Here is an 18943-nt window from a genome sequence, read left to right on the forward strand (position 1 = left end):
TGGACGCCATGCATCGACATGCGGCACAGCATCCCCGCAACGCGGATGTCGCGCCATTGTGGGCCGGATCACAGACGCGACACCGCGACACGATTCACGATGAAGACCCGCGCACTGTGATTTCGTTATCCTGTCACGCATTTCACTTGACCGCAGACGCGGCCAACTCGAAGATATTGTTTAGGGGTGTTGAGGATCGCCATGCTTGTGCAGGCTAGCCAAAGCCAATCCGGCTCGGCGCACGTCGTCGTGCTCGGCAATGAAAAGGGCGGCTCCGGCAAATCGACCACCGCCCTGCACATCGCGGTTGCGCTCCTGAAAGCCGGCCAGCGCGTCGCCACCATCGATCTCGACTGCCGCCAGCAAAGCTTCACCCGCTACATCAACAACCGCTCTGCCTGGGCGCGCCGCACCAAGCTCGACCTCGAGCTGCCGATGCATCGCTGCATCAAGCTCGGCGAGACCATGCAGGTCGCCGAGAACGAGAATTCGGAGTTCCTCCAGTTCATGGAGGCGGTCTCGGCGGTCGAGAGCAGCTTCGACTTCATCGTCATCGATACGCCCGGCACTGACAGCTATCTGATGCGGCTGGCCCATTCGATGGCCGATACGCTGGTCACGCCGATCAACGACAGCTTTCTCGATTTCGACGTGCTCGGCACCGTCGACCCCGCCAATTACGCGGTGACAGGTGAGAGCCATTACGCGGAGATGGTGCGCGACGTCAGGCGCAAGCGCCGCCAGCTCGACGGCTCGACCACCGACTGGATCGTGGTGCGCAACCGCCTGTCGATGCTCGGCTCCCGCAACAAGCAACTCGTCGCCGAGGGGCTGAAGGATCTGTCGCTGCGGCTCGGCTTCCGCTACGTCGACGGCTTCGCCGAGCGCGTCGTCTATCGCGAGTTTTTTCCGCGCGGCCTGACGGCGCTCGACGAGATCGACGAGGCCACGCTCGGGATGCGGCCCAATCTCGGCCATCTCACCGCGCGGGAAGAGGTGACGAGCCTGCTCCGCCAGCTCAAGCTGCCGCTCGATGAACGTGGCCGCCGCCGTGCGGCAAATCGCGCCGAGTGGTTCAGCCAGGTCGACAAGCCGCTCGAGGTTCACGACATCCTCGGCGCCTGATCCAGGCGGTATAAGGCTACTTCCAGCCGGCCAAAACAGCCAGTTCCCGCGGGAACCGCGGTCGTGTTCGGCCGTTTTCATCCCACGTTTACCGCGAAATCGAACCCAATCGAGACGGGTTGCGTCGGATGGTGACCTACACCCTGACGTAGCCGTACAAGAACGCGATGCCCAAGAAACGTGTGCGGCGCACAACGAAAGGGCTGCCAGTTCACAATATTTGGCCTTCCTGTCACGCGGCTGTGACATATATTAGGGAATAGGCGCGAAGGGGCCGAAGAGCTCCTCGAATAACACGATTTTCAACAGGGATCAGGTCGCAGGACCTGAGGCTGAGGACGAAAATGAAGCGTGGAATTGCCGTTCTGGTTTCTGTCGGAGCCCTCTGCGGCGTCGCCTATTTCACGGCGAGCAAGTGGGCCATCAAGCACGAGACCATCACCTTCTACGACGCTTCGCGCGACAACCGTCCCGTGCCTGTCGACATCGCGATCCGTCGCGACAAGGAAATGCAGGCCAACGCCGGCATGATCACCATGCCGGTCGCCGTGATCAATCACGGCAACACCGTCAAGAACACCGAGTACGGCTTCCTCGCCAACATCTTCGCCGCGCGCGGCTACCTCGTCGTCAGCCCGCAGCATGATTTGCCGACCGATCCGCCGATGGTGACCAAGCCCGGCGAGATCTATGTCGGCCGCCTGCCGCAGATCCTGCGTGGTGTCGCCAATATCCATCTGGCAATGCAGGAAATGAAGAAGGTTCAGCCCAACGCCGACTATTCCAGGGTGACGATGGTCGGCCATTCCATGGGCGGCGACATCACGATGTATTTCGCCAAGCAGTATCCGGACGAGGTCAAGAAAGTCGTGACGCTGGACAATCTCCGCGTGCCCTTTGTCACTGCCGGCAAGTTCAAGATCCTGTCGTTCCGCTCCAAGGATCCGCAGTTCAAGACCGATCCGGGCGTGATCCCGACCGACGAGGAGTGCGAGAAGGCCGGTATTCAGGTCGTGAAGACCGACTTCCAGCACAACGACATGCGTGACACCGGTCCGGACGGCGCCAAGAACTCGATTCAGGGTATGCTCGATAAATTCCTGAGCGACACTGACAGCGCAATCGCGCCGGTCGATACCACGTCGTCGCCGCCGAAGGTGCTCGAGCCGGGTCCCGTCGCGCTGATGTCGCCGGCCAAGAGCTGATCAGTCCGACTATCGTTCGAAACACGCTTCAAAGCCTCCGCCAGCTTATGCCTGCGGAGGCTTTGCACATTGACCGGGCAGGGCGCGCTATCCACATTGGTGGTGTGAGACCAAGTGCGACCCCAGATGTCCGGCGATCCCATTAAACCGCGCAATAGCGATGCCGTCTCGGCGAGAGCCGAAAGCGACGGCGCGTTGCCGCAGGCAAAGACCTCGACTTCGGAGGACGTCGCCGCCTTTGTCGCCAAGGCGCGTGCACTGTCGCCGCATGCGCCCGGCGCCAAGGGCCGCCTCATCTTCGCGCTGGATGCGACAATGAGCCGGCAGCCGACCTGGGACATGGCCTGTGCGCTTCAGGCGGACATGTTTCGTGAGGCCGCCTCCCTCGGCAGCCTCGACATCCGGCTCGTCTATTATCGCGGCTTCAACGAATGCCGTGCCACCGGGTGGATTTCGGACAGCGGCAAGCTTGCGACGCTGATGAGCAAGATCGATTGCCGCGGTGGCGACACTCAGATCGGCAGGGTGCTGACCGACGCGCGGCGCGAGGCGGTCGCGTCGGGCGTGCGTGCCGTGGTCTTCGTCGGCGACGCCATGGAAGAGAAGGTCGATGCGCTTTGCGCCAAGGCCGGCGAGCTTGGCATGCTGAAGGTGCCGGTGTTCCTGTTTCAGGAAGGCCATGATGCGCTCGCCGAACAGGCCTTTCGCGAGATCGCGCGCCTGACCGGCGGCGCCTGGTGCCGGTTCGATCCGGGCGCGGCGGCGCAGCTGCGCGAATTGTTGCGGGCCGCTGCGGCCTATGCCGCTGGCGGCCGTGAGGCACTATTGAAGCTGGCGAAGACGGCGAGCGGTGCGGCGCAGCTGATCGGACAGATGAAGTAGCAGATCAAGCCGGCGCTGCCTGCGGCGGAGGCGGTGCGGCGACAGGCGGCAGCAAGCGTCCCTGCACAAACGTGGCCAAGGCTCTTCTGTCAATTGCGGACGCGCGAAACGACGCCATGCTTTTCGACAAGAGGGCGACTATATTCCAGCCATGACCCTGATCGCCGGCCTTGTCGCCGTTATCACGATTTATCTGCTGCTCCAGATGTTCCGCGCCGCCAATCCGGCGGTGCTGGCACGCACCATCAAGGTCGGGGGCGGCGTGGTCGCGCTCGCTGTCGCTGCCTTCACCGGCTTGCGCGGCGAATTGGCAGTGGCGATTCCGCTTGGGCTATTCGGTGCCGGACTGCTCGGCTGGACGCCACTGGCGAATGCGGGCTTCGGGAATATCGGAGGCCTGTTCGGCGGCGGCGCGACGCGCTCGTCCGGCCAGAGCTCGCGCGTACGCTCGCAATTCCTGGACATGCGGCTCGACCACGAGTCCGGCCAGCTCTCGGGCCAGATCGTCGCCGGACCGCACGCCGGGCGTGAGCTCGACGAGCTCGACCTTGCAAGCCTGCTGGCGATGGTCCCGGCATTCGACGCCGAGAGCGTGGCCTTACTTGAAAGCTATCTGGACCGCCGGTTTCCCGCTTGGCGTCAGAACGCGCAGGGCAACGCGGCAGGGGGGCAGCGCCGCACGGCGTCGAGCGGCAAAATGACGGCGGAGGAAGCCTATCAGATCCTTGGCTTGCAGCCTGGAGCGGGGCGCGACGACATCAGCCGGGCGCACAAGTCCCTCATGAAGAAACTGCATCCCGACCAGGGGGGCTCGACGTACCTCGCTGCCCGTGTAAACGAGGCCAAGGATACTCTGCTTCGTACGCATAACGGCTAACTCCGGCACCACGCCACAAACGCCCGTACCGTGTGAGCTCCACTTGCTCTGTTTGCCGTCGCCCCGATGCCCGCCATTGTCGGCGTGGTCGATCCCTTGAGCAAAGTTTTAACCGTAAAGTCTTGACGAGAGGTTGTCGCGGAACAGCCTCCAGCGCTACCGCTTCCCAAAAACAAGAATGCCCGCGCAGGGCGCGGGCATTTCGCTTGGAGGGGTAGGGAAGATCAGTTGCGGACGGTCATGCAGGAGATGTCGGCGCGCTTCAGCGCCTTGCACACCGCTTCGGCCTGGTCCCGCTCGAGCCCGGCAAAGCGGGCGCGGTAGAGCTTGCGATTGTCCCTGGCGACAACAGGCTCGGTGAACGGATCGGCCTTGCTGAGCAGGCCGCGGGCCGAGCTGCGCGCGGCTTCAATTCGCTGCTGGGCCTCGCCCTCGCTCTCGAGCGCGCCGACCTGGACGATCCAGCCGCTATGGGTGGCGACCGGCTTGGCGGCGGCGCTCGTCTGGATCGGCTGCGGCGCCGGATCGGCGGAGGCGAGCCTCGCGACCGGGGCGGGCGCCGGGGCAGCGGCGGTGGCCGCCGGCAGCACGCCGAGGATGCCGTTGCCGGTGCCGAAGCCCGCCGGCTGCTGCGGCATCTCGGTCCGGGTGACCTCGGCCCGGGCGGGCTCCGGCTTGTTGATGATGTCGGCCCTGGCGACGACGGCGCCGGAGGTCTCGGCGACGTCGGTGCGGGGCGAAATCGTGTTGGTGACCTGCGGCGCGACCTGGGTCGGGGCGGCGGACGCGACCTTGACCGCGCCGGCCTTGACCTGAACCGTCTTGACCCGGACCGGCTTCATCGGCTCGGACGAGCCCGGAATGAGGGCGAGCGGCTGGCTCGAGATCACCCCGTTGGTGAGCGGTGCGGGCTCGATCTTGGACTCCATGGGCTTGGCTTCGGGCTTGGGCTGGGCCGGCGGCATCGCGGCGGTCGCAGCTGCAAGTGCCGACAGGCGCGAGGCGGGTCGTGACGCGGCTGCCTCGGGGGCAGGGGCGGCCGCGACCTGAACCGGCGCAGCGGGACGGGCCGGGGTATCCGAAGCGTCGGCAACGTCGGTGCTGGTGTCGGCGCTGTTGCGCTCGGTCACCGCCACGACAGTGTGGTTGGTCGCGCCCTTCTCGAGATTTTCCGCGAGCAGGTTGCGCATGATGGCATCGCGCGAGCCTCCGCTGCGGCCGCCGAGCACGACGCCGATCAGATGGCGGTTGCCACGGCGCATCGAGGTCACGAGGTTGAAGCCGGAAGCGCGGGTGTAACCGGTCTTGATGCCGTCCACACCCTCGACACTGCCGAGCAGGTGATTGTGGTTGCGGATCTGCTCGCCGCGCCAGGTGAACGACGTGGTCGAGAAATAGCGGTAGTAGCGCGGGAAGCGCTCCTGGATGGCGCGGCCGAGCGTGGCCTGGTCGCGCGCGGTCGTCACCTGCTCGTCGTTGGGAAGGCCGTTGGCGTTGCGGTAGACAGTCTTGGTCATGCCGAGCGCGCGCGCCTTGCGCGTCATCATCGCGGCGAAATCGTCCTCGTCGCCGCCGATCGCTTCGGCGATCACAACGGCAGCGTCGTTGGCGGAGCGGGTGACGAGACCCTTGATCGCGTCCTCGACACGGATGGTCTGGCCGGCACGCAGATTGAGCTTGGTCGGATCCTGATCGGCGGCGTGCTGCGACACCGGCATCTCGGTGTCGAGCTTCATCTTGCCGGATTCGAGACGCTCGAACAGCAAGTAGAGCGTCATGATCTTGGTGAGCGAGGCCGGATGGCGAACCCCGTCGGGGCTGGTCGACTGGAGCACTGTGCCGGAATTGCCGTCGACGATGATCGACGCGAATTGCGGGCTGTAGCTTTCGGAAACGTCGCGATGCACACGGTGGTGCGCGTAGTGGCGCCGATAGCGCCGCGCGTCGGCGGCATCGGTCGTGAAGATGACGGCTGTGGTGACCGCGAGAAGCCCGAAAACGCCGACCCGCGCCAAGCGCGAGGAAGACCAGTTGTTACGAAGCATGGAACCCCGTCCCCGTTTGTGACTTGATCACCGGCTCGTGAGGCGAAATTGTGCCCTGCGGACCCGTGATCATTACCTGCTCAGGCTGTCCCTCCGCTGGTGTTCGCCGCGGGGGACGTTGGACCTGAGCCGCTATTCTGGCTAAGGTGATGTTCTCAAACGGCTTTTGACCGTCTGCGCAAGGTGAACACGTCCAGGGAATCAGGGTAGGGGCCCGCGGTTTCCAAAAGCTTAAGGAACCCTTGCAGGAAACCCAGGGAATCTCCGTAACTTGGATTGACTTTTGTGCGTCGCACAAGATTCTTGACTTTTTTGTGCGTTGCACTAATTGTGGGCAGAGTCAGGGAGCCGGGGCTTCCGGACACGAGCCAGGGAAAAGGATTCCAAGATGTTCAAGGTTGAAGACTTTCAGAACTACGGGAAAGAGCATTTCGAGACGTGCGTCGCTTCCGCGACCTCGGTGCAGCACGGCCTCCAGGCGATCGCCAGCGCTTACGGCGACTACACCAAGAAGTCTTTCGAAGACACCAAGTCCTTCGTCGAGAAGCTCTCCGGCGTGAAGTCGCTGGACAAGGCGATGGAAGCCCAGACCGATTTCGCCCGCTCCGCCTACGAGACCTTCGTCGCGGAATCGCAGAAGATCGCCGGCCTCTACAGCGATCTCGCCAAGCAGGCGTTCAAGCCGGTCGAGACGGTCGTGTCGAAGTTCACCCCGGCCGCGCAGTAACGCATTCGAAGATTGCTGGAATCGAAAAAGCCCGGCTGGTTCAGCCGGGCTTTTTTTGCGAGTGGCGGCACGTCAAGAGGTTGGACATGAGGTACCTGGGACGGGCGGCGTCGTCCCGCTTATGATGGTAGGGACAAAGCTCGTTTGACGTGGATACAGGTAGTAGCTGTCGCTGAGCGCAACTGTCCCGCTGATCGTGTAGCCGAGGTTAGGCGTATAGAAGTAGGTCGCCTCACCAAGGATAAGCCCAGCTGTCGTCGGCACCCCCGTCAGGGATGTTGGCAGGGTGATGGTCGTCCCGGCGGTTCTCGCGGTGCCGTTAAGTGACTGGCTCCAGATCACCTTGCCTGTGACGTTATCGCCGGTCGGCTGCACCTCCGAGACGGTCACGAAGGCCTTGGTGACGTCATAGGGTGATAGAACTTTCGACGAGGCGTTGAGAATGCCGGTGACGTCGCTCGTCGTCACACATTTGTTCTGCGACAGGATATCGGCGATGGTATGCACCGTAGCCGTGACCTTGACGTTGATCGAGAGCGCGTTGCCGAGCTCGACTCCGCCCATGCAAAGCAGCAGCATGAACGGTAGCACGATGGCAAGCTCGATGGCTGCCACGGCATTTTCGTCGGCTCGGAATTCCCTCAGGCGCATGGGCAAGCGGGTCATTGATAGGGCTCGTTCTGGAAAGCGGCGGATGCCGTGATCTGGCGATTGCCGTTGGGCAGGTTTGCAAGGGTAAAGCCGAGCGGTCCCATGAAGACCGGCCATTGGTAGATCACCGCCAGGATGACCTTGTCGCTGGGGCCTCCCGGGTTGTAGGGCCAGTTGTTGGCGACACTGCCATCGGCATTGAAAGTTAATGTTGGTGCAGCCGCGCTCAACGCCGACCAGCTGCTCCCCGACTGAACGCTGATCATCAAGTTGTTGCAGTTGAAGATGATACGGACCTGCGAGCAGACCAGGGTCGAAAATTGGGTCTGCGTCATGCCGGCTGCCTGTACCTGGCCGGTCATGACCTGGCGCGCCGACTGCTGCACGACCTGCTGAAGCAGCTGCTGGCCAAAGAAGACCAGGAAGATCTGGATGATTCCAACCAGCAACGCGATGAACACCGGCGCAACCAGCGCGAATTCGACAGCGTTCGCGCCGTCTTCGTCTTTGCGGAAAGTTGCGAACAGCTCGCGAAGGCGTCGCTTTCCGGATATGGCTCGCAACTCGGGCATGACGTTAGCTCAGTTCGTCAGGTGAGGGGCCGTTTCCACGACCAGCAGGAACAGTTTCTTGAGTGCGTCGGTGATGTCGCCGCCTGATTGGACGTCGTAGAACAAGCCGGGCGACGCGCAGGACTTCGCGTTTTGCGCGATCTGTCCGGTCGACGACGAAGGATTGTTGAATGGCGCGATGTAGGAATCGTACCAGTTGTTGCCTGTGAGCGGCAGGTACTCGGTATAAAGCACCGCGATGCGAATTCCCCGGTTCTTGATCGTCGTGCATACCGATGTGTTGATCGGCTGCTGGCACCGATACTTGGAGCCGTTGGCAAGCGGCGTTCCGCTGCAGGACGAGCTCAGCGACACCATCTTGTCATCGACCCCGTCGGTGACGAGGAACACCACTTCCTGAGGTGTATCCCCGGTCTGATTTGACCCTCCGCCGGGGAGAGGCATGAGTCCGTTGACGTTCGTGAGCGCATTTTCGATGTCTGTGCCATAGTCGGTGGTGCAGCTCCCCGAAACGACGCAGTTCTGATGGTCGACGGTGAGAAGCGAGATGTTGTTGGCGGCCGAGGTCGCGGCACTCGACAGGTCGGCGGATGGCAGCCCCGACGGCGCATAAACCGTGTTGAACCCGTAGTCGAATGTATAGATCGCAGCCCTGTAGGTGTTGTTCTGCGCCGCCTGTACGGTTTGCGCGGTGCGCATGAGACTTGCGGTCGCCTGGGCCACGAGGTCGATGCGCAACGTGATGTTCTTGCTGAGTGCGATGCTGAGGTTGTCCTTGGTCGAGGCGCTCGCGCCGCTGTCGAGATTGGGATGCGTTTCATGACAGGCGAACGCGCAGCTCCTCGAGCCGGAGGGCTGGCTCGCGGTCGCGGCTATCATTTTGGTGATATCGTCCGACGTCGCTGCAATTCCCATCGATGGCGAGTCGTCGAGCAGCAGATAGAAGTTGATGTTCGGCGCGCCGGAGGCGCTGGCCGTCGCTGCGCCCCTGATTGGCCACACGGGGGCGCCGAGCAACGTCGGGAAGGCGTTGCTGGAGTTCGCGGTGTAGCTGACGGTCGCAGTGCGCACCAGGCCGGTGTTGCCGACGTTGACCGTCAGGATCGGATTCCCCGTCAGGCCGCCGGCGATTGCGTTTGCCGTTGCATTGAAGATATTCGTGGCGGTCGTCTGTGCGACTGTCGTGCTTTGGGACATCATCGACGGCGTTACGGCCGCGATTGCGGCGGCATCGGCAGCGGCGTCCAGCTGCGATTGCCGGCGTTGGGCCTGGGTGTAATCGAGCGTCATGCCCAACAAATAGATGGTCGGGAACAGCATGATCGCGAAGATGACGGCGACGTTGGCTTGCTCGGCGGCGGCAAAGCGAGCCAGGAGTCGACGAATGCACCGGGCGGCGGGCAGGCGAAACATGACTTTCCCCGAAATCTCTGGTTTGCCTGATTTCGGGGCGCGCGGTTGAAGACCAGGTAAATTTGGCCGTACAAAACCGGGGCCAATTGCGCGCAAAAGGTCGCGCCCCCGCCGCTGAAGGGGTTCCTGGTTAATGTCGGTGAAACCGAGGACGGATTATTTTGGCAAATCGGTCCGGATTGGTTAACCTTGGCCCGGATCGCCCGAACCGGGAATCGGGACCGCCGCGGCCACATCGGCTCGGCCGTCGCACGCTTGCGGCGAGCCGGGGGCGGGCCCATATTCCCTGCAATCGATCCGGCTTCGACCGGGCCGGTTGGAAGCGGCGATCCAACAGGGCGGCGCGCCCGTGCGAGGCTCCCCGGTGCGGGACCGCGCGGCAAGCCGCCATACGCTTCCGTGGGGAATTTGAACGCCTGAGCCATGCCGCAAGTGACTTCCAGACTCGATCCGTCCGCGGCCGCCGCCGCCCACGCTCCCCGAATGAGCAACGATGAGAACCGTTCCGGTGGACCGGCGGGTCCGAACACGTCCGTCATCACCAAGGTCAAGCCAAAGACCAAGCGGCCCAACCTCTATCGCGTGCTGATCCTCAACGACGACTACACGCCGATGGAATTCGTCGTCCACGTGCTGGAGAAGTTCTTCCAGAAGGATGTCGAGGCCGCGACCAAGATCATGCTGCACGTCCATCATCACGGGATCGGCGAGTGCGGCGTGTTCACCTACGAGATTGCCGAGACCAAGGTGACGCAGGTGATGGATTTCGCCCGCAAGCACCAGCATCCGCTGCAATGCGTGATGGAAAAGAAGTAACTGCGCGTTCGAGTCCCGAGCTGTCCAGATCGGTTCTGTTCGTGCGGTGTGTGATGTCAGCGGATACCGCTGCATGATCCGGCGAAAATCGGCGCCGACGCCAATCCTGCCCAAACGGGTAGTTTTGCCCAAATCGGAACGGGTTTTGCATTGAGAATGCGGTGGGGCGCGTAATGCCCACCGAGTCGCGGAACCGGTCTTTTGCCGCGGTCTTGTATAACTATATGTGACAAAGGTTGTTGTTGCCTGACCGGGCGATGGCGATCATGATGGTGGGGGCCATAGAGGACGCGAATGCCGACTTTTTCCCAAAGCCTTGAACAATCCCTGCATCGTGCACTGGCGATCGCCAACGAGCGTCACCACCAATACGCGACGCTCGAGCATCTTCTGCTCTCGCTGATCGATGATTCCGATGCAGCCGCGGTCATGCGCGCCTGTAGCGTCGATCTCGACAAGCTCCGCACGAGCCTCGTCAATTATCTTGAGACCGAATTCGAAAATCTGGTGACGGATGGCGCCGACGACGCCAAGCCGACCGCCGGTTTCCAGCGCGTGATCCAGCGCGCGGTGATACACGTGCAGTCCTCCGGTCGCGAAGAGGTGACCGGTGCGAACGTGTTGATCGCGATCTTCGCCGAGCGCGAGAGCCATGCCGCGTACTTCCTGCAGGAGCAGGACATGACGCGCTACGATGCCGTCAACTACATCAGCCACGGCATTGCAAAACGGCCGGGCGTCTCCGAGGCGCGGCCGGTGCGCGGCGTCGACGAGGAGACCGAGACCAAGGGGGCCGAGGACGCCAAGAAGAAGGGCGAGGCGCTCGATACGTATTGCGTCAACCTCAACAAGAAGGCGCGTGACGGCAAGATCGATCCGGTGATCGGACGCAATTCCGAGATCAACCGCGCGATCCAGGTGCTGTGCCGCCGCCAGAAGAACAATCCGCTGTTCGTGGGCGAGGCCGGCGTCGGCAAGACTGCGATCGCGGAGGGCCTTGCCAAGCGCATCGTCGACAGCGAGGTGCCGGAGGTGCTGGCGGCTGCGACCGTGTTCTCGCTCGACATGGGCACGCTGCTCGCGGGCACACGCTATCGCGGCGACTTCGAGGAGCGCCTCAAGCAGGTGCTGAAGGAGCTCGAGGCGCATCCCAACGCCATCCTGTTCATCGACGAGATCCACACCGTGATCGGTGCGGGCGCGACGTCGGGCGGCGCGATGGACGCATCGAACCTGCTCAAGCCTGCGCTCGCCTCGGGCACGATCCGCTGCATGGGCTCGACCACCTACAAGGAATACCGTCAGCACTTCGAGAAGGACCGCGCGCTGGTGCGGCGCTTCCAGAAGATCGACATCAACGAGCCGACGGTCGAGGACGCGATCGCCATCCTCAAGGGCCTCAAGCCGTACTTCGAGGACTATCACCGGCTGAAGTACACCAATGAGGCGATCGAGGCTGCCGTGCAGCTCTCCTCGCGCTACATCCACGACCGCAAGCTGCCCGACAAGGCGATCGACGTGATCGACGAGTCCGGTGCGGCGCAGATGCTGGTTGCCGAGAACAAGCGCAAGAAGACGATCGGCATCAAGGAGATCGAGACCACGATCGCCTCGATGGCGCGGATCCCGCCGAAGAGCGTGTCGAAGGACGATGCCGAGGTGCTCAAGCATCTCGAGCAGACCCTGAAGCGCACCGTGTTCGGCCAGGACAAGGCGATCGAGTCCCTTGCCGCTTCGATCAAGCTCGCACGCGCGGGCCTGCGCGAGCCGGAGAAGCCGATCGGCTGCTACCTGTTCTCGGGTCCGACCGGTGTCGGCAAGACCGAGGTGGCCAAGCAGCTCGCGGCGTCGCTCGGCGTCGAGCTGCTGCGCTTCGACATGTCCGAATACATGGAGCGGCACACGGTGTCGCGCCTGATCGGCGCGCCTCCGGGCTATGTCGGCTTCGACCAGGGCGGCCTTCTGACCGACGGCGTCGATCAGCATCCGCATTGCGTTGTGCTGCTTGACGAAATCGAGAAGGCACACCCTGACCTTTACAACGTGCTGCTCCAGATCATGGATCACGGCCGGCTCACCGACCACAATGGCAAGCAGGTCAACTTCCGCAACGTGATCCTGATCATGACCACGAATGCGGGCGCTTCGGATCTCGCCAAGCAGGCGTTCGGCTTCACACGCTCGAAGCGGGAGGGCGACGACCACGAGGCGATCAACCGGCAGTTCGCGCCGGAATTCCGCAACCGCCTCGATGCTGTCGTCTCGTTCGGCCATCTCAGCGTCGAGGTGATCGGCACTGTGGTCGAGAAGTTCGTGCTTCAGCTCGAGGCGCAGCTTGGCGACCGCGACGTCACGATCGAGCTGTCCGAGCCCGCCAAGGCCTGGCTGGTCAAGCACGGCTATGACGAGCAGATGGGTGCGCGGCCAATGGCCCGTGTCATCCAGGAGCACATCAAGAAGCCCCTGGCCGACGAGGTGCTGTTCGGCAAGCTCAAGGGCGGTGGCCACGTTCGCGTCGTCCTGGTCAAGGACGAAACCGACGAGACCAAGGAAAAGATCGGCTTCGAGTTCGTCGAGGGCCCGGTCACGCCGAAGCAGGAAAAGCTGCCCGGCGCCCGCAAGCGCCCGCCGGGCAAGTCCAAGCCAGGCGGCCCCGGCGGCTCCAAGGGGCCGACCTCGAAGGGGCCGCTGGTCAAGGCTTGATCGGCGCATCATGAATCGAAAAGGCCGGCTGAAAAGCCGGCCTTTTTGTTGGCATGGCGGTGCCTGAATCTAGGTGCCGGCTTCGGGGGCGGCCGCAGCCGGTGGCCGCGGTTTCCTTGGGGCGGACGGCCGCGCGCGGGGCGCGGGGGACGGCTGCATCGTGACGATGACCGGATTCGGCTTGTGATCGGTTGCGGCGCCCGTCGCGGCATCGACGCCCATGCCGACGACACCGCCAAGCAGGAGATTGCCTGCGAAGCCGGCGGCCCCTCCGGTCTGGATGTCCCGGCCGAGCGGCACGATCTGCGGTTCATAGCCTTCCTTCTGGAAGGCGATGGAGATGTCGGCGTTCCGCTTGACGACCACGGAGCACGGCGTTGTGCAGGTCGTTGGCACTTCCAACCCGCTGACGACGGCTTCAACGCCAGACGGTGTCGATGAAATGCTGATGTTCTCGGTCGTGCCGCGCGTGACAGACGCGCAGCCGCCCAGCATGACGCTGAGCGCCACTATTCCAAATGAACGCATGAAATGCCCCTTGTCCCGGCGCAAATGAAGCGCAACCGGAGCGGGAGAGCAATCCCTCATAGGTCTGGATAGTTAAGCCACGCACAGGTTGCGCCTGGGAGCAACGGGAGCCTGTGCATGAACGCCTGTCATTCGCCCCGCAGGCGCTGGTCGTCCTGGACGCGGACATGCTCGGCGCCGCGCGCACCCGCGGGCGACAGCCGCAGCATGCTCAGCATCGCGCCGCACATGGCAAAGCCAACGCCGGTGAAAAGCGCGATCCGGGTTCCCTCAACGGGATAGCGGCCGAGGAACAGCGCGACCAGCGCAGCTCCGGTGGTTTGGCCGAGCAGGCGTGCCGTGCCCAGCATGCCGCTCGCGCCGCCGGCGCGTTGGCGCGGCGCGGCGGCGATCATGGTGCGGTTGTTGGGCGTCTGGAACAGGCCGAAGCCGGCGCCCGCCAGCGCCATCCGCCAGATCACGTCGAGCGGCGCCGGGCTCGCGGGCAGGACGGCGAGTGCTGCGAGGCCACAGGCGAACAGCGTCAGCCCGATGCCGCCGAGCAGGCCGGCCGGATAGTGCTCGACCAGGCGCCCGGCCAGCGGAGCTGCAAACGCCACCGCGATTGGCCACGGCGTGATCAAGAGGCCCATATGCACGGCCGAGTAGCCGAAGCGGCTCTGCAGGTAGAAGGGGATCGCGACGAAGGCCAGCATCTGCCCGCAGAACGAGGCGATCGAGGTCGCAATCGAGAGCCCGAACACCGGGATGCGCAACAGGTCGACCGGCAGCAGCGGCGACTTCATGTGCGTCTCGCGATAGATGAGCAACGCGCCGGCGACGATCGCGATGGCGAACTGGACGAGCCAAGTGATCGGCGCCTCGCCGTGGCCGACGCTGTCGATCGCGGCGATGCCGACGCCGAAGGTGATCGCCGAGAGCCCCGCGCTCTGCCAGTCGAAGGAATGGCTCGCCGGAATCGTATGCGGCAGGCTGCGCAGGCCGAGGACCAGCGTGACCGCGCCGAGCGGAACGTTGATGGCGAACAGCCAGGGCCAGCTGCCGACTGCGAGAATGCCGGCGGCGAGCGTCGGCCCGACCGCGGCGGAGAAGGCAACGACGAGCGCGTTGAGCCCGATGCCGCGGCCGAGCAGGTTGCGCGGATAGGTAAAGCGAACCAGCGCCGCGTTGACGCTCATGATGCCGGCCGCACCAAATCCCTGGATGATGCGCGCGATGGTCAGCAGCGGCAGCGTATGCGCCAGCGCGCAGAAAGCGGAAGCAAGCGTGAACAGCACGAGTCCGACCAGATAGACGCGACGATAGCCGACGATCTCGCCGAGCGATGCCAGCGGCAGCAGCGAGATCGTGATCGCGAGCTGGTAGCCGTTGACGATCCAGATCGAGAAGGCGGGGCTCGCATTCAGGTCGGCTGCGATCGTCGGCAACGCGACATTGGCGATGGCGCTGTCGACGACGGCCATGGTGATGCCGAGCGCAATGGTCAGGATCGCCTGATTGCGCTGGGGCTGTGGCAGGCCGTCGGCATGCTCGATCGGGACGGACGACATGGTGGAGGCGTGCTTGATTCGAGCCGTGATGATCTCCCGATTAGGAAATTGCGCGATGCATCGCAACCCGGCAGGACACGGACGGTTCCTGTGCCGGAAGCAGGTCTCCCGCTGCCACGGGCATGGATCGGTCAGGCTCTCGCAGGCTCACCAGCGCGATGTCCAGCCGCTGCTGGTAAGCCAACTACACCGGCGGCGGATTGCGGTCGGAGAAGGTCCCCCGCTGGTGCCAGTACGGATAGGGCAACGTCACCTTGCTAGCCGCGTCGAGCGCTTCGATCTGGTCCTTGGTCAAGGACCATCCGACCGCGCCGAGATTTTCGCGCAACTGTGTTTCGTTGCGGGCGCCGATGATCAGCGTCGAAACGGTCGGACGCTGCAGCAGCCAGTTCAGCGCGATCTGGGAGACGCTCTTGCCCGTCTCCTTTGCGACCTCGTCGATGGCCTCGACGACCCGATAGACGTGTTCGTCCGGTACGGGCGGCCCGAAATCGGCGGTCTGGGGCAGGCGGCTCACTTCAGGCTTCGGCTGGCCGCGGCGAATCTTTCCGGTGAGGCGGCCCCATCCGAGCGGTGACCAGACCACGGCGCCGAGCCCCTGATCGAGGCCAAGCGGCATCAGCTCCCACTCATAATCGCGCCCGACCAGCGAATAGTAGGTCTGGTTGGCGACGTAGCGTGGGAAACCGTGCTTGTCGGCAACGCCAAGCGACTTCATCAGGTGCCAGCCCGAGAAATTCGAGACACCGACATAGCGGATCTTGCCGGCGCGCACGAGGGTATCGAGGGTGCTCAGCACCTCTTCGGGCGGGGTGAAGGCGTCGAAGGCATGGAGCTGGAACAGGTCGATATAGTCGGTGCCGAGCCGGCCGAGCGAGCCGTCAACGGCCGCGAGCAGATGCTGGCGTGACGAGCCGATGTCGTTGGGGCCGTCGCCAAAGCGGAACGTGGCCTTGGTCGAGACCAGCACCTTGTCGCGGCGGCCCTTGATGGCTTCACCGAGGACCCGCTCGGATTCACCGAGCGAATAGACGTCGGCGGTATCGAACATCGACACGCCGGCCTCGAGACAAATGTCCAGCAGGCGCCGCGCTTCCGTGGCGTCGGTCGTCCCCCAGGCCGCGAGACGGCCAACGCCGCCGAACGTGCCCGTGCCAAGGCTCAAAGCGGGCACCATGAGGCCGGACCGGCCCAAGCGTCGGTGTTCCATCGAATTGCTCCTCGTGGTCGCTGATTGATTGGCGCGGCCTTGGAAGCAGATCGTAATGCAAGCAGCTGCGTTGTCCTATCGCGCGCTCACATACCCGCCTTGCTTGGAAAATGGCCTAGTCGTGCAGACGCATGTCATCAAATGTTGCGTCTGCGACGCGCGCACCGACCGTCGTCGCAGGAGGTTGCGCTTCGACCCTGGCTGCTGACGATGCGACGCAGGCAGCCTCGCTGTCACGCGCCTGCCGGGGCAGGAGCGTCAAGCCCCAGCCCACCAGGACCAGCACCGCGAGCCGGATCGCGATCACACCCAGCAACAGCTCCGACCCGCTTATCGTCGCGTGAGTCCTCATGCATGCGAACCTGATGCAGACTGCACGACCTGACAATCTGGAATTGGCGAGCATTGCCTTCGCCTGATGCGAAGGCTTGCGATGATGGCTGACCGGAGTGGCTCTCAGTGCGGCAGCTGACTGTGCCGGAAGTCGCGCGGTGACATCCCGAAATGCTCGCGGAAGACGCGGCCGAAATGCGAGACATCGTTAAAGCCCCAGGCGAACGCAATCTCGCCGATGTGGCGCTGGGCGAGCACGGGCGAGGCGAGGTCGCGTTTGCACTGGGCGAGACGCTCGGCCAGCACATGGCGCTGGAACGAAGTGTCCTCGTCGGCGAGGAGATCGTTGATGTAGCGCGAGGAGATGCCGAGCGCGGCGGCGGTCTCGGCGAGCGAGAGGTCGGGGTCGGCGAGGCGTGTGCGGATATGCGCCTTGAGCCGGTAGAGCAGAGCGGAACGATGGGTCGACGACGGCAGCGACGTCCCGCCGAGCCGTTCGCTCAGCGCCATGGCGAGCAGGTCGACGGCTTGCGCGGAGAGGGCGGCGGCGCTGTTGGGCGCGAGCCGGTCCGCGCTCTGGCAGAGGCGGAAGATGAAGTCATAGGCGAGCCGCTCGAGCGGTACGTCGGCCCCGAATGTGATCGCGGTGAGTGTCTCGGTGCCGCCGAGCCGGCGCTGCAACATCTCGCGCGGCACCTTGAAGATGGTCTGGGAGAAGCTGTCCTTGAACTTCAGCTCATACGGACGCGTGGTGTCGTAGAGCGCGAACTCGCCGGGATGAATCACGGTCTCTCGACCATCCTGCACCACGCCGCCATCGCCGCGATGGCCGAGCGCGACGAGAACATAATCCTGATCCGAGCGCGCGATGCGCGAGGGCGTGCGGAAAACGTGCTGACGGTCTGAGCAGACCTCGGAGCAAACGGCCTTGCCGAGCGCGACTTGCGTGACCGAGCCGTGGAAGGCGCTGCCGAGGTCCGACTTGCAGTCGAGCCCGACGAAGACGTCGCAGACGATGTCCTGCCAGAGGGCGAGCCGGCGGTAGCCGGGGCTGCCGTCTGTCGTGAACTGGATTGGCATCTCACAGGCCTCCCTTTCACATCCAGCAAAACCGCATGGTGGCGCAGATCCAGCCTGACCGCAGGCAAGTTCCGTACCGGGGCGGCGATCCTTCCAGTCGAGTTTTTGTTCCGCCGTGGTCGAGCGCGCGGCCGCCCGGCTTGCCTCAATAGACTGCATCGGACGTGATCTCCGATCAACCGGCAATGGAGGCGGCAATGGGCATTGAACATCCAAAATACAAGGTCGCGGTGGTGCAGGCGGCGCCCGCCTGGCTCGACCTCGACGCCTCGATCGACAAATCGATCGCGCTGATCAGGGACGCCGCGGAGAAGGGCGCCAAGCTGATCGCCTTTCCGGAGGCCTTCATCCCCGGCTACCCCTGGCACATCTGGATGGACTCGCCGGCCTGGGCGATCGGCCGCGGCTTCGTGCAGCGCTATTTCGACAATTCGCTGTCCTATGACAGCCCGCAAGCCGAGCGGCTGCGCGATGCGGTGCGTAAGGCCAAGCTCACGGCCGTGATCGGCCTGTCCGAGCGCGACGGCGGCAGTCTCTATCTCGCGCAATGGCTGATCGGGCCGGATGGCGAGACAATTGCAAAGCGCCGCAAATTGCGGCCGACGCATGCCGAGCGCACCGTCTATGGCGAGGGCGACGGCAGCGATCTTGCGGTCCATGCGCGCCCCGACATCGGCCGCATCGGCGCGCTGTGCTGCTGGGAGCATCTCCAGCCGCTGTCGAAATACGCCATGTACGCCCAGAACGAGCAGGTGCATGTCGCGGCCTGGCCGAGCTTCTCACTATACGACCCGTTCGCGCCGGCGCTCGGCGCCGAGGTCAACAACGCCGCCTCGCGCGTCTATGCGGTGGAGGGCTCCTGCTTCGTGCTCGCGCCTTGCGCGACGGTCTCGCAGGCGATGATCGACGAGCTCTGCGACCGGCCGGACAAGAACGCGTTGCTACACGTGGGCGGCGGTTTTGCCGCGATCTATGGCCCGGATGGCAGTCAGATTGGCGACAAGCTGGCGCCAGACCAGGAGGGGCTGCTGATCGCCGAGATCGACCTCGGCGCCATCGGCGTCGCCAAGAATGCTGCCGATCCCGCCGGGCATTATTCGCGGCCCGACGTCACGCGGCTGCTGCTCAACAAGAAGCCGTACAAGCGCGTCGAGCATTTCGCGCTGCCGGTGGATACCATTGAGCCCACGGACATTGCCGCGGCGGCGAGCTGATCGCCGGGATCA

The 18943-nt window shown here is 64.0% G+C and carries 17 protein-coding genes; 8 read left to right on the plus strand and 9 right to left on the minus strand.

The genetic code is table 11. The features are described from left to right. Positions 1 to 201: 201 nt before the first annotated feature. The 4 genes from FXB38_RS31375 (at position 202) to FXB38_RS31390 (ending at position 4089) form a co-directional block, all read left to right on the plus strand. Positions 202 to 1125 carry a division plane positioning ATPase MipZ gene (locus FXB38_RS31375; RefSeq protein WP_148754852.1) on the plus strand — a complete coding sequence of 308 codons (924 nt, stop codon included), beginning with the start codon at positions 202 to 204 and terminating at the stop codon, positions 1123 to 1125. A 344-nt stretch (positions 1126 to 1469) separates the two neighbouring features. Next, on the plus strand, positions 1470 to 2330 hold the full coding sequence (locus FXB38_RS31380; RefSeq protein ID WP_148754853.1) for an alpha/beta fold hydrolase: 861 nt from the start codon (positions 1470 to 1472) through the stop codon (positions 2328 to 2330). A 126-nt stretch (positions 2331 to 2456) separates the two neighbouring features. Further along, positions 2457 to 3212: a VWA domain-containing protein gene (locus tag FXB38_RS31385; protein ID WP_148754854.1), complete on the plus strand. Its 756-nt coding sequence runs from the start codon at positions 2457 to 2459 to the stop codon at positions 3210 to 3212. Positions 3213 to 3363: 151 nt separating this feature from the next. Next, a complete protein-coding gene (locus FXB38_RS31390; protein ID WP_148754855.1) occupies positions 3364 to 4089 on the plus strand; it encodes a DnaJ domain-containing protein in 726 nt (241 codons plus the stop codon). Between the two features lie 224 nt (positions 4090 to 4313). Here the strand turns inward: FXB38_RS31390 and FXB38_RS31395 are convergent, their stop codons facing one another. After that, positions 4314 to 6134: a D-alanyl-D-alanine carboxypeptidase gene (locus tag FXB38_RS31395; RefSeq protein WP_148754856.1), complete on the minus strand. Its 1821-nt coding sequence runs from the start codon at positions 6132 to 6134 to the stop codon at positions 4314 to 4316. A 388-nt stretch (positions 6135 to 6522) separates the two neighbouring features. On the opposite strand from FXB38_RS31395, the gene FXB38_RS31400 reads away from it, so the two are divergent. Continuing rightward, complete coding sequence (locus FXB38_RS31400) at positions 6523 to 6861, plus strand: phasin family protein (RefSeq protein WP_148754857.1); 339 nt, start codon at positions 6523 to 6525, stop codon at positions 6859 to 6861. Positions 6862 to 6933: 72 nt separating this feature from the next. Here the strand turns inward: FXB38_RS31400 and FXB38_RS31405 are convergent, their stop codons facing one another. Genes FXB38_RS31405 through FXB38_RS31415 form a run of 3 tightly spaced genes read right to left on the minus strand, consistent with a single transcriptional unit; the run spans position 6934 to position 9497 of the window. Next, positions 6934 to 7527, minus strand: a complete 594-nt coding sequence (locus FXB38_RS31405) for a TadE/TadG family type IV pilus assembly protein (RefSeq protein ID WP_148754858.1) — start codon at positions 7525 to 7527, stop codon at positions 6934 to 6936. Beyond that, on the minus strand, positions 7524 to 8084 hold the full coding sequence (locus FXB38_RS31410) for a TadE/TadG family type IV pilus assembly protein (RefSeq protein ID WP_148754859.1): 561 nt from the start codon (positions 8082 to 8084) through the stop codon (positions 7524 to 7526). The genes FXB38_RS31405 and FXB38_RS31410 overlap by 4 nt, the downstream gene beginning before the upstream one ends. Before the next feature lie 9 nt (positions 8085 to 8093). Next, complete coding sequence (locus FXB38_RS31415) at positions 8094 to 9497, minus strand: TadE/TadG family type IV pilus assembly protein (RefSeq protein ID WP_148754860.1); 1404 nt, start codon at positions 9495 to 9497, stop codon at positions 8094 to 8096. 483 nt (positions 9498 to 9980) lie between these two features. On the opposite strand from FXB38_RS31415, the gene clpS reads away from it, so the two are divergent. Together clpS and clpA are read left to right on the plus strand one after the other, a co-directional pair. Next, positions 9981 to 10313: an ATP-dependent Clp protease adapter ClpS gene (gene clpS, locus FXB38_RS31420; protein ID WP_027530069.1), complete on the plus strand. Its 333-nt coding sequence runs from the start codon at positions 9981 to 9983 to the stop codon at positions 10311 to 10313. A gap of 294 nt (positions 10314 to 10607) precedes the next feature. Beyond that, positions 10608 to 13016: an ATP-dependent Clp protease ATP-binding subunit ClpA gene (clpA, locus tag FXB38_RS31425; protein ID WP_148754862.1), complete on the plus strand. Its 2409-nt coding sequence runs from the start codon at positions 10608 to 10610 to the stop codon at positions 13014 to 13016. Between the two features lie 69 nt (positions 13017 to 13085). Here clpA and FXB38_RS31430 read toward each other — a convergent pair whose 3' ends face one another. The 5 genes from FXB38_RS31430 to FXB38_RS31450 all read right to left on the minus strand — a co-directional run bounded on the left by FXB38_RS31430 (position 13086) and on the right by FXB38_RS31450 (position 17717). Continuing rightward, entirely contained in the window at positions 13086 to 13544 is a 459-nt protein-coding gene (locus FXB38_RS31430) for a peptidase associated/transthyretin-like domain-containing protein (protein WP_187435277.1), read from the minus strand. A gap of 128 nt (positions 13545 to 13672) precedes the next feature. Further along, positions 13673 to 15094: an MFS transporter gene (locus FXB38_RS31435; protein WP_148754864.1), complete on the minus strand. Its 1422-nt coding sequence runs from the start codon at positions 15092 to 15094 to the stop codon at positions 13673 to 13675. 184 nt (positions 15095 to 15278) lie between these two features. Next, the gene (locus FXB38_RS31440; RefSeq protein ID WP_148754865.1) at positions 15279 to 16304 is read right to left on the minus strand and encodes an aldo/keto reductase; all 1026 of its coding nucleotides are present in this window, start codon (positions 16302 to 16304) and stop codon (positions 15279 to 15281) included. Positions 16305 to 16419: 115 nt separating this feature from the next. Further along, positions 16420 to 16656: a hypothetical protein gene (locus tag FXB38_RS31445; RefSeq protein ID WP_148754866.1), complete on the minus strand. Its 237-nt coding sequence runs from the start codon at positions 16654 to 16656 to the stop codon at positions 16420 to 16422. A 104-nt stretch (positions 16657 to 16760) separates the two neighbouring features. Then, a complete protein-coding gene (locus FXB38_RS31450) occupies positions 16761 to 17717 on the minus strand; it encodes an AraC-like ligand-binding domain-containing protein (protein WP_148754867.1) in 957 nt (318 codons plus the stop codon). Between the two features lie 197 nt (positions 17718 to 17914). Here FXB38_RS31450 and FXB38_RS31455 point away from each other — a divergent pair, with 197 nt between their 5' ends. Continuing rightward, positions 17915 to 18931, plus strand: a complete 1017-nt coding sequence (locus FXB38_RS31455) for a carbon-nitrogen hydrolase family protein (RefSeq protein ID WP_148754868.1) — start codon at positions 17915 to 17917, stop codon at positions 18929 to 18931. Positions 18932 to 18943 lie beyond the last annotated feature (12 nt).

The sequence above is a fragment of the Bradyrhizobium cytisi genome (genome assembly GCF_008123515.1).
Lineage (GTDB): Bacteria > Pseudomonadota > Alphaproteobacteria > Rhizobiales > Xanthobacteraceae > Bradyrhizobium > Bradyrhizobium cytisi.

Bases quoted from the DNA above. Each gene is read 5' to 3' on its own strand.
- FXB38_RS31445 (WP_148754866.1), bottom strand. From the start codon at position 16,656: ATGAGGACTCACGCGACGATAAGCGGGTCGGAGCTGTTGCTGGGTGTG.
- FXB38_RS31410 (WP_148754859.1), bottom strand. From the start codon at position 8,084: ATGCCCGAGTTGCGAGCCATATCCGGAAAGCGACGCCTTCGCGAGCTG.
- FXB38_RS31400 (WP_148754857.1), top strand. From the start codon at position 6,523: ATGTTCAAGGTTGAAGACTTTCAGAACTACGGGAAAGAGCATTTCGAG.
- FXB38_RS31380 (WP_148754853.1), top strand. From the start codon at position 1,470: ATGAAGCGTGGAATTGCCGTTCTGGTTTCTGTCGGAGCCCTCTGCGGC.
- FXB38_RS31450 (WP_148754867.1), bottom strand. From the start codon at position 17,717: ATGCCAATCCAGTTCACGACAGACGGCAGCCCCGGCTACCGCCGGCTC.
- FXB38_RS31375 (WP_148754852.1), top strand. From the start codon at position 202: ATGCTTGTGCAGGCTAGCCAAAGCCAATCCGGCTCGGCGCACGTCGTC.
- clpA (WP_148754862.1), top strand. From the start codon at position 10,608: ATGCCGACTTTTTCCCAAAGCCTTGAACAATCCCTGCATCGTGCACTG.
- FXB38_RS31440 (WP_148754865.1), bottom strand. From the start codon at position 16,304: ATGGAACACCGACGCTTGGGCCGGTCCGGCCTCATGGTGCCCGCTTTG.
- FXB38_RS31390 (WP_148754855.1), top strand. From the start codon at position 3,364: ATGACCCTGATCGCCGGCCTTGTCGCCGTTATCACGATTTATCTGCTG.
- FXB38_RS31405 (WP_148754858.1), bottom strand. From the start codon at position 7,527: ATGACCCGCTTGCCCATGCGCCTGAGGGAATTCCGAGCCGACGAAAAT.
- FXB38_RS31430 (WP_187435277.1), bottom strand. From the start codon at position 13,544: ATGCGTTCATTTGGAATAGTGGCGCTCAGCGTCATGCTGGGCGGCTGC.
- FXB38_RS31435 (WP_148754864.1), bottom strand. From the start codon at position 15,094: ATGTCGTCCGTCCCGATCGAGCATGCCGACGGCCTGCCACAGCCCCAG.
- clpS (WP_027530069.1), top strand. From the start codon at position 9,981: ATGAGCAACGATGAGAACCGTTCCGGTGGACCGGCGGGTCCGAACACG.
- FXB38_RS31395 (WP_148754856.1), bottom strand. From the start codon at position 6,134: ATGCTTCGTAACAACTGGTCTTCCTCGCGCTTGGCGCGGGTCGGCGTT.
- FXB38_RS31415 (WP_148754860.1), bottom strand. From the start codon at position 9,497: ATGTTTCGCCTGCCCGCCGCCCGGTGCATTCGTCGACTCCTGGCTCGC.
- FXB38_RS31455 (WP_148754868.1), top strand. From the start codon at position 17,915: ATGGGCATTGAACATCCAAAATACAAGGTCGCGGTGGTGCAGGCGGCG.
- FXB38_RS31385 (WP_148754854.1), top strand. From the start codon at position 2,457: ATGTCCGGCGATCCCATTAAACCGCGCAATAGCGATGCCGTCTCGGCG.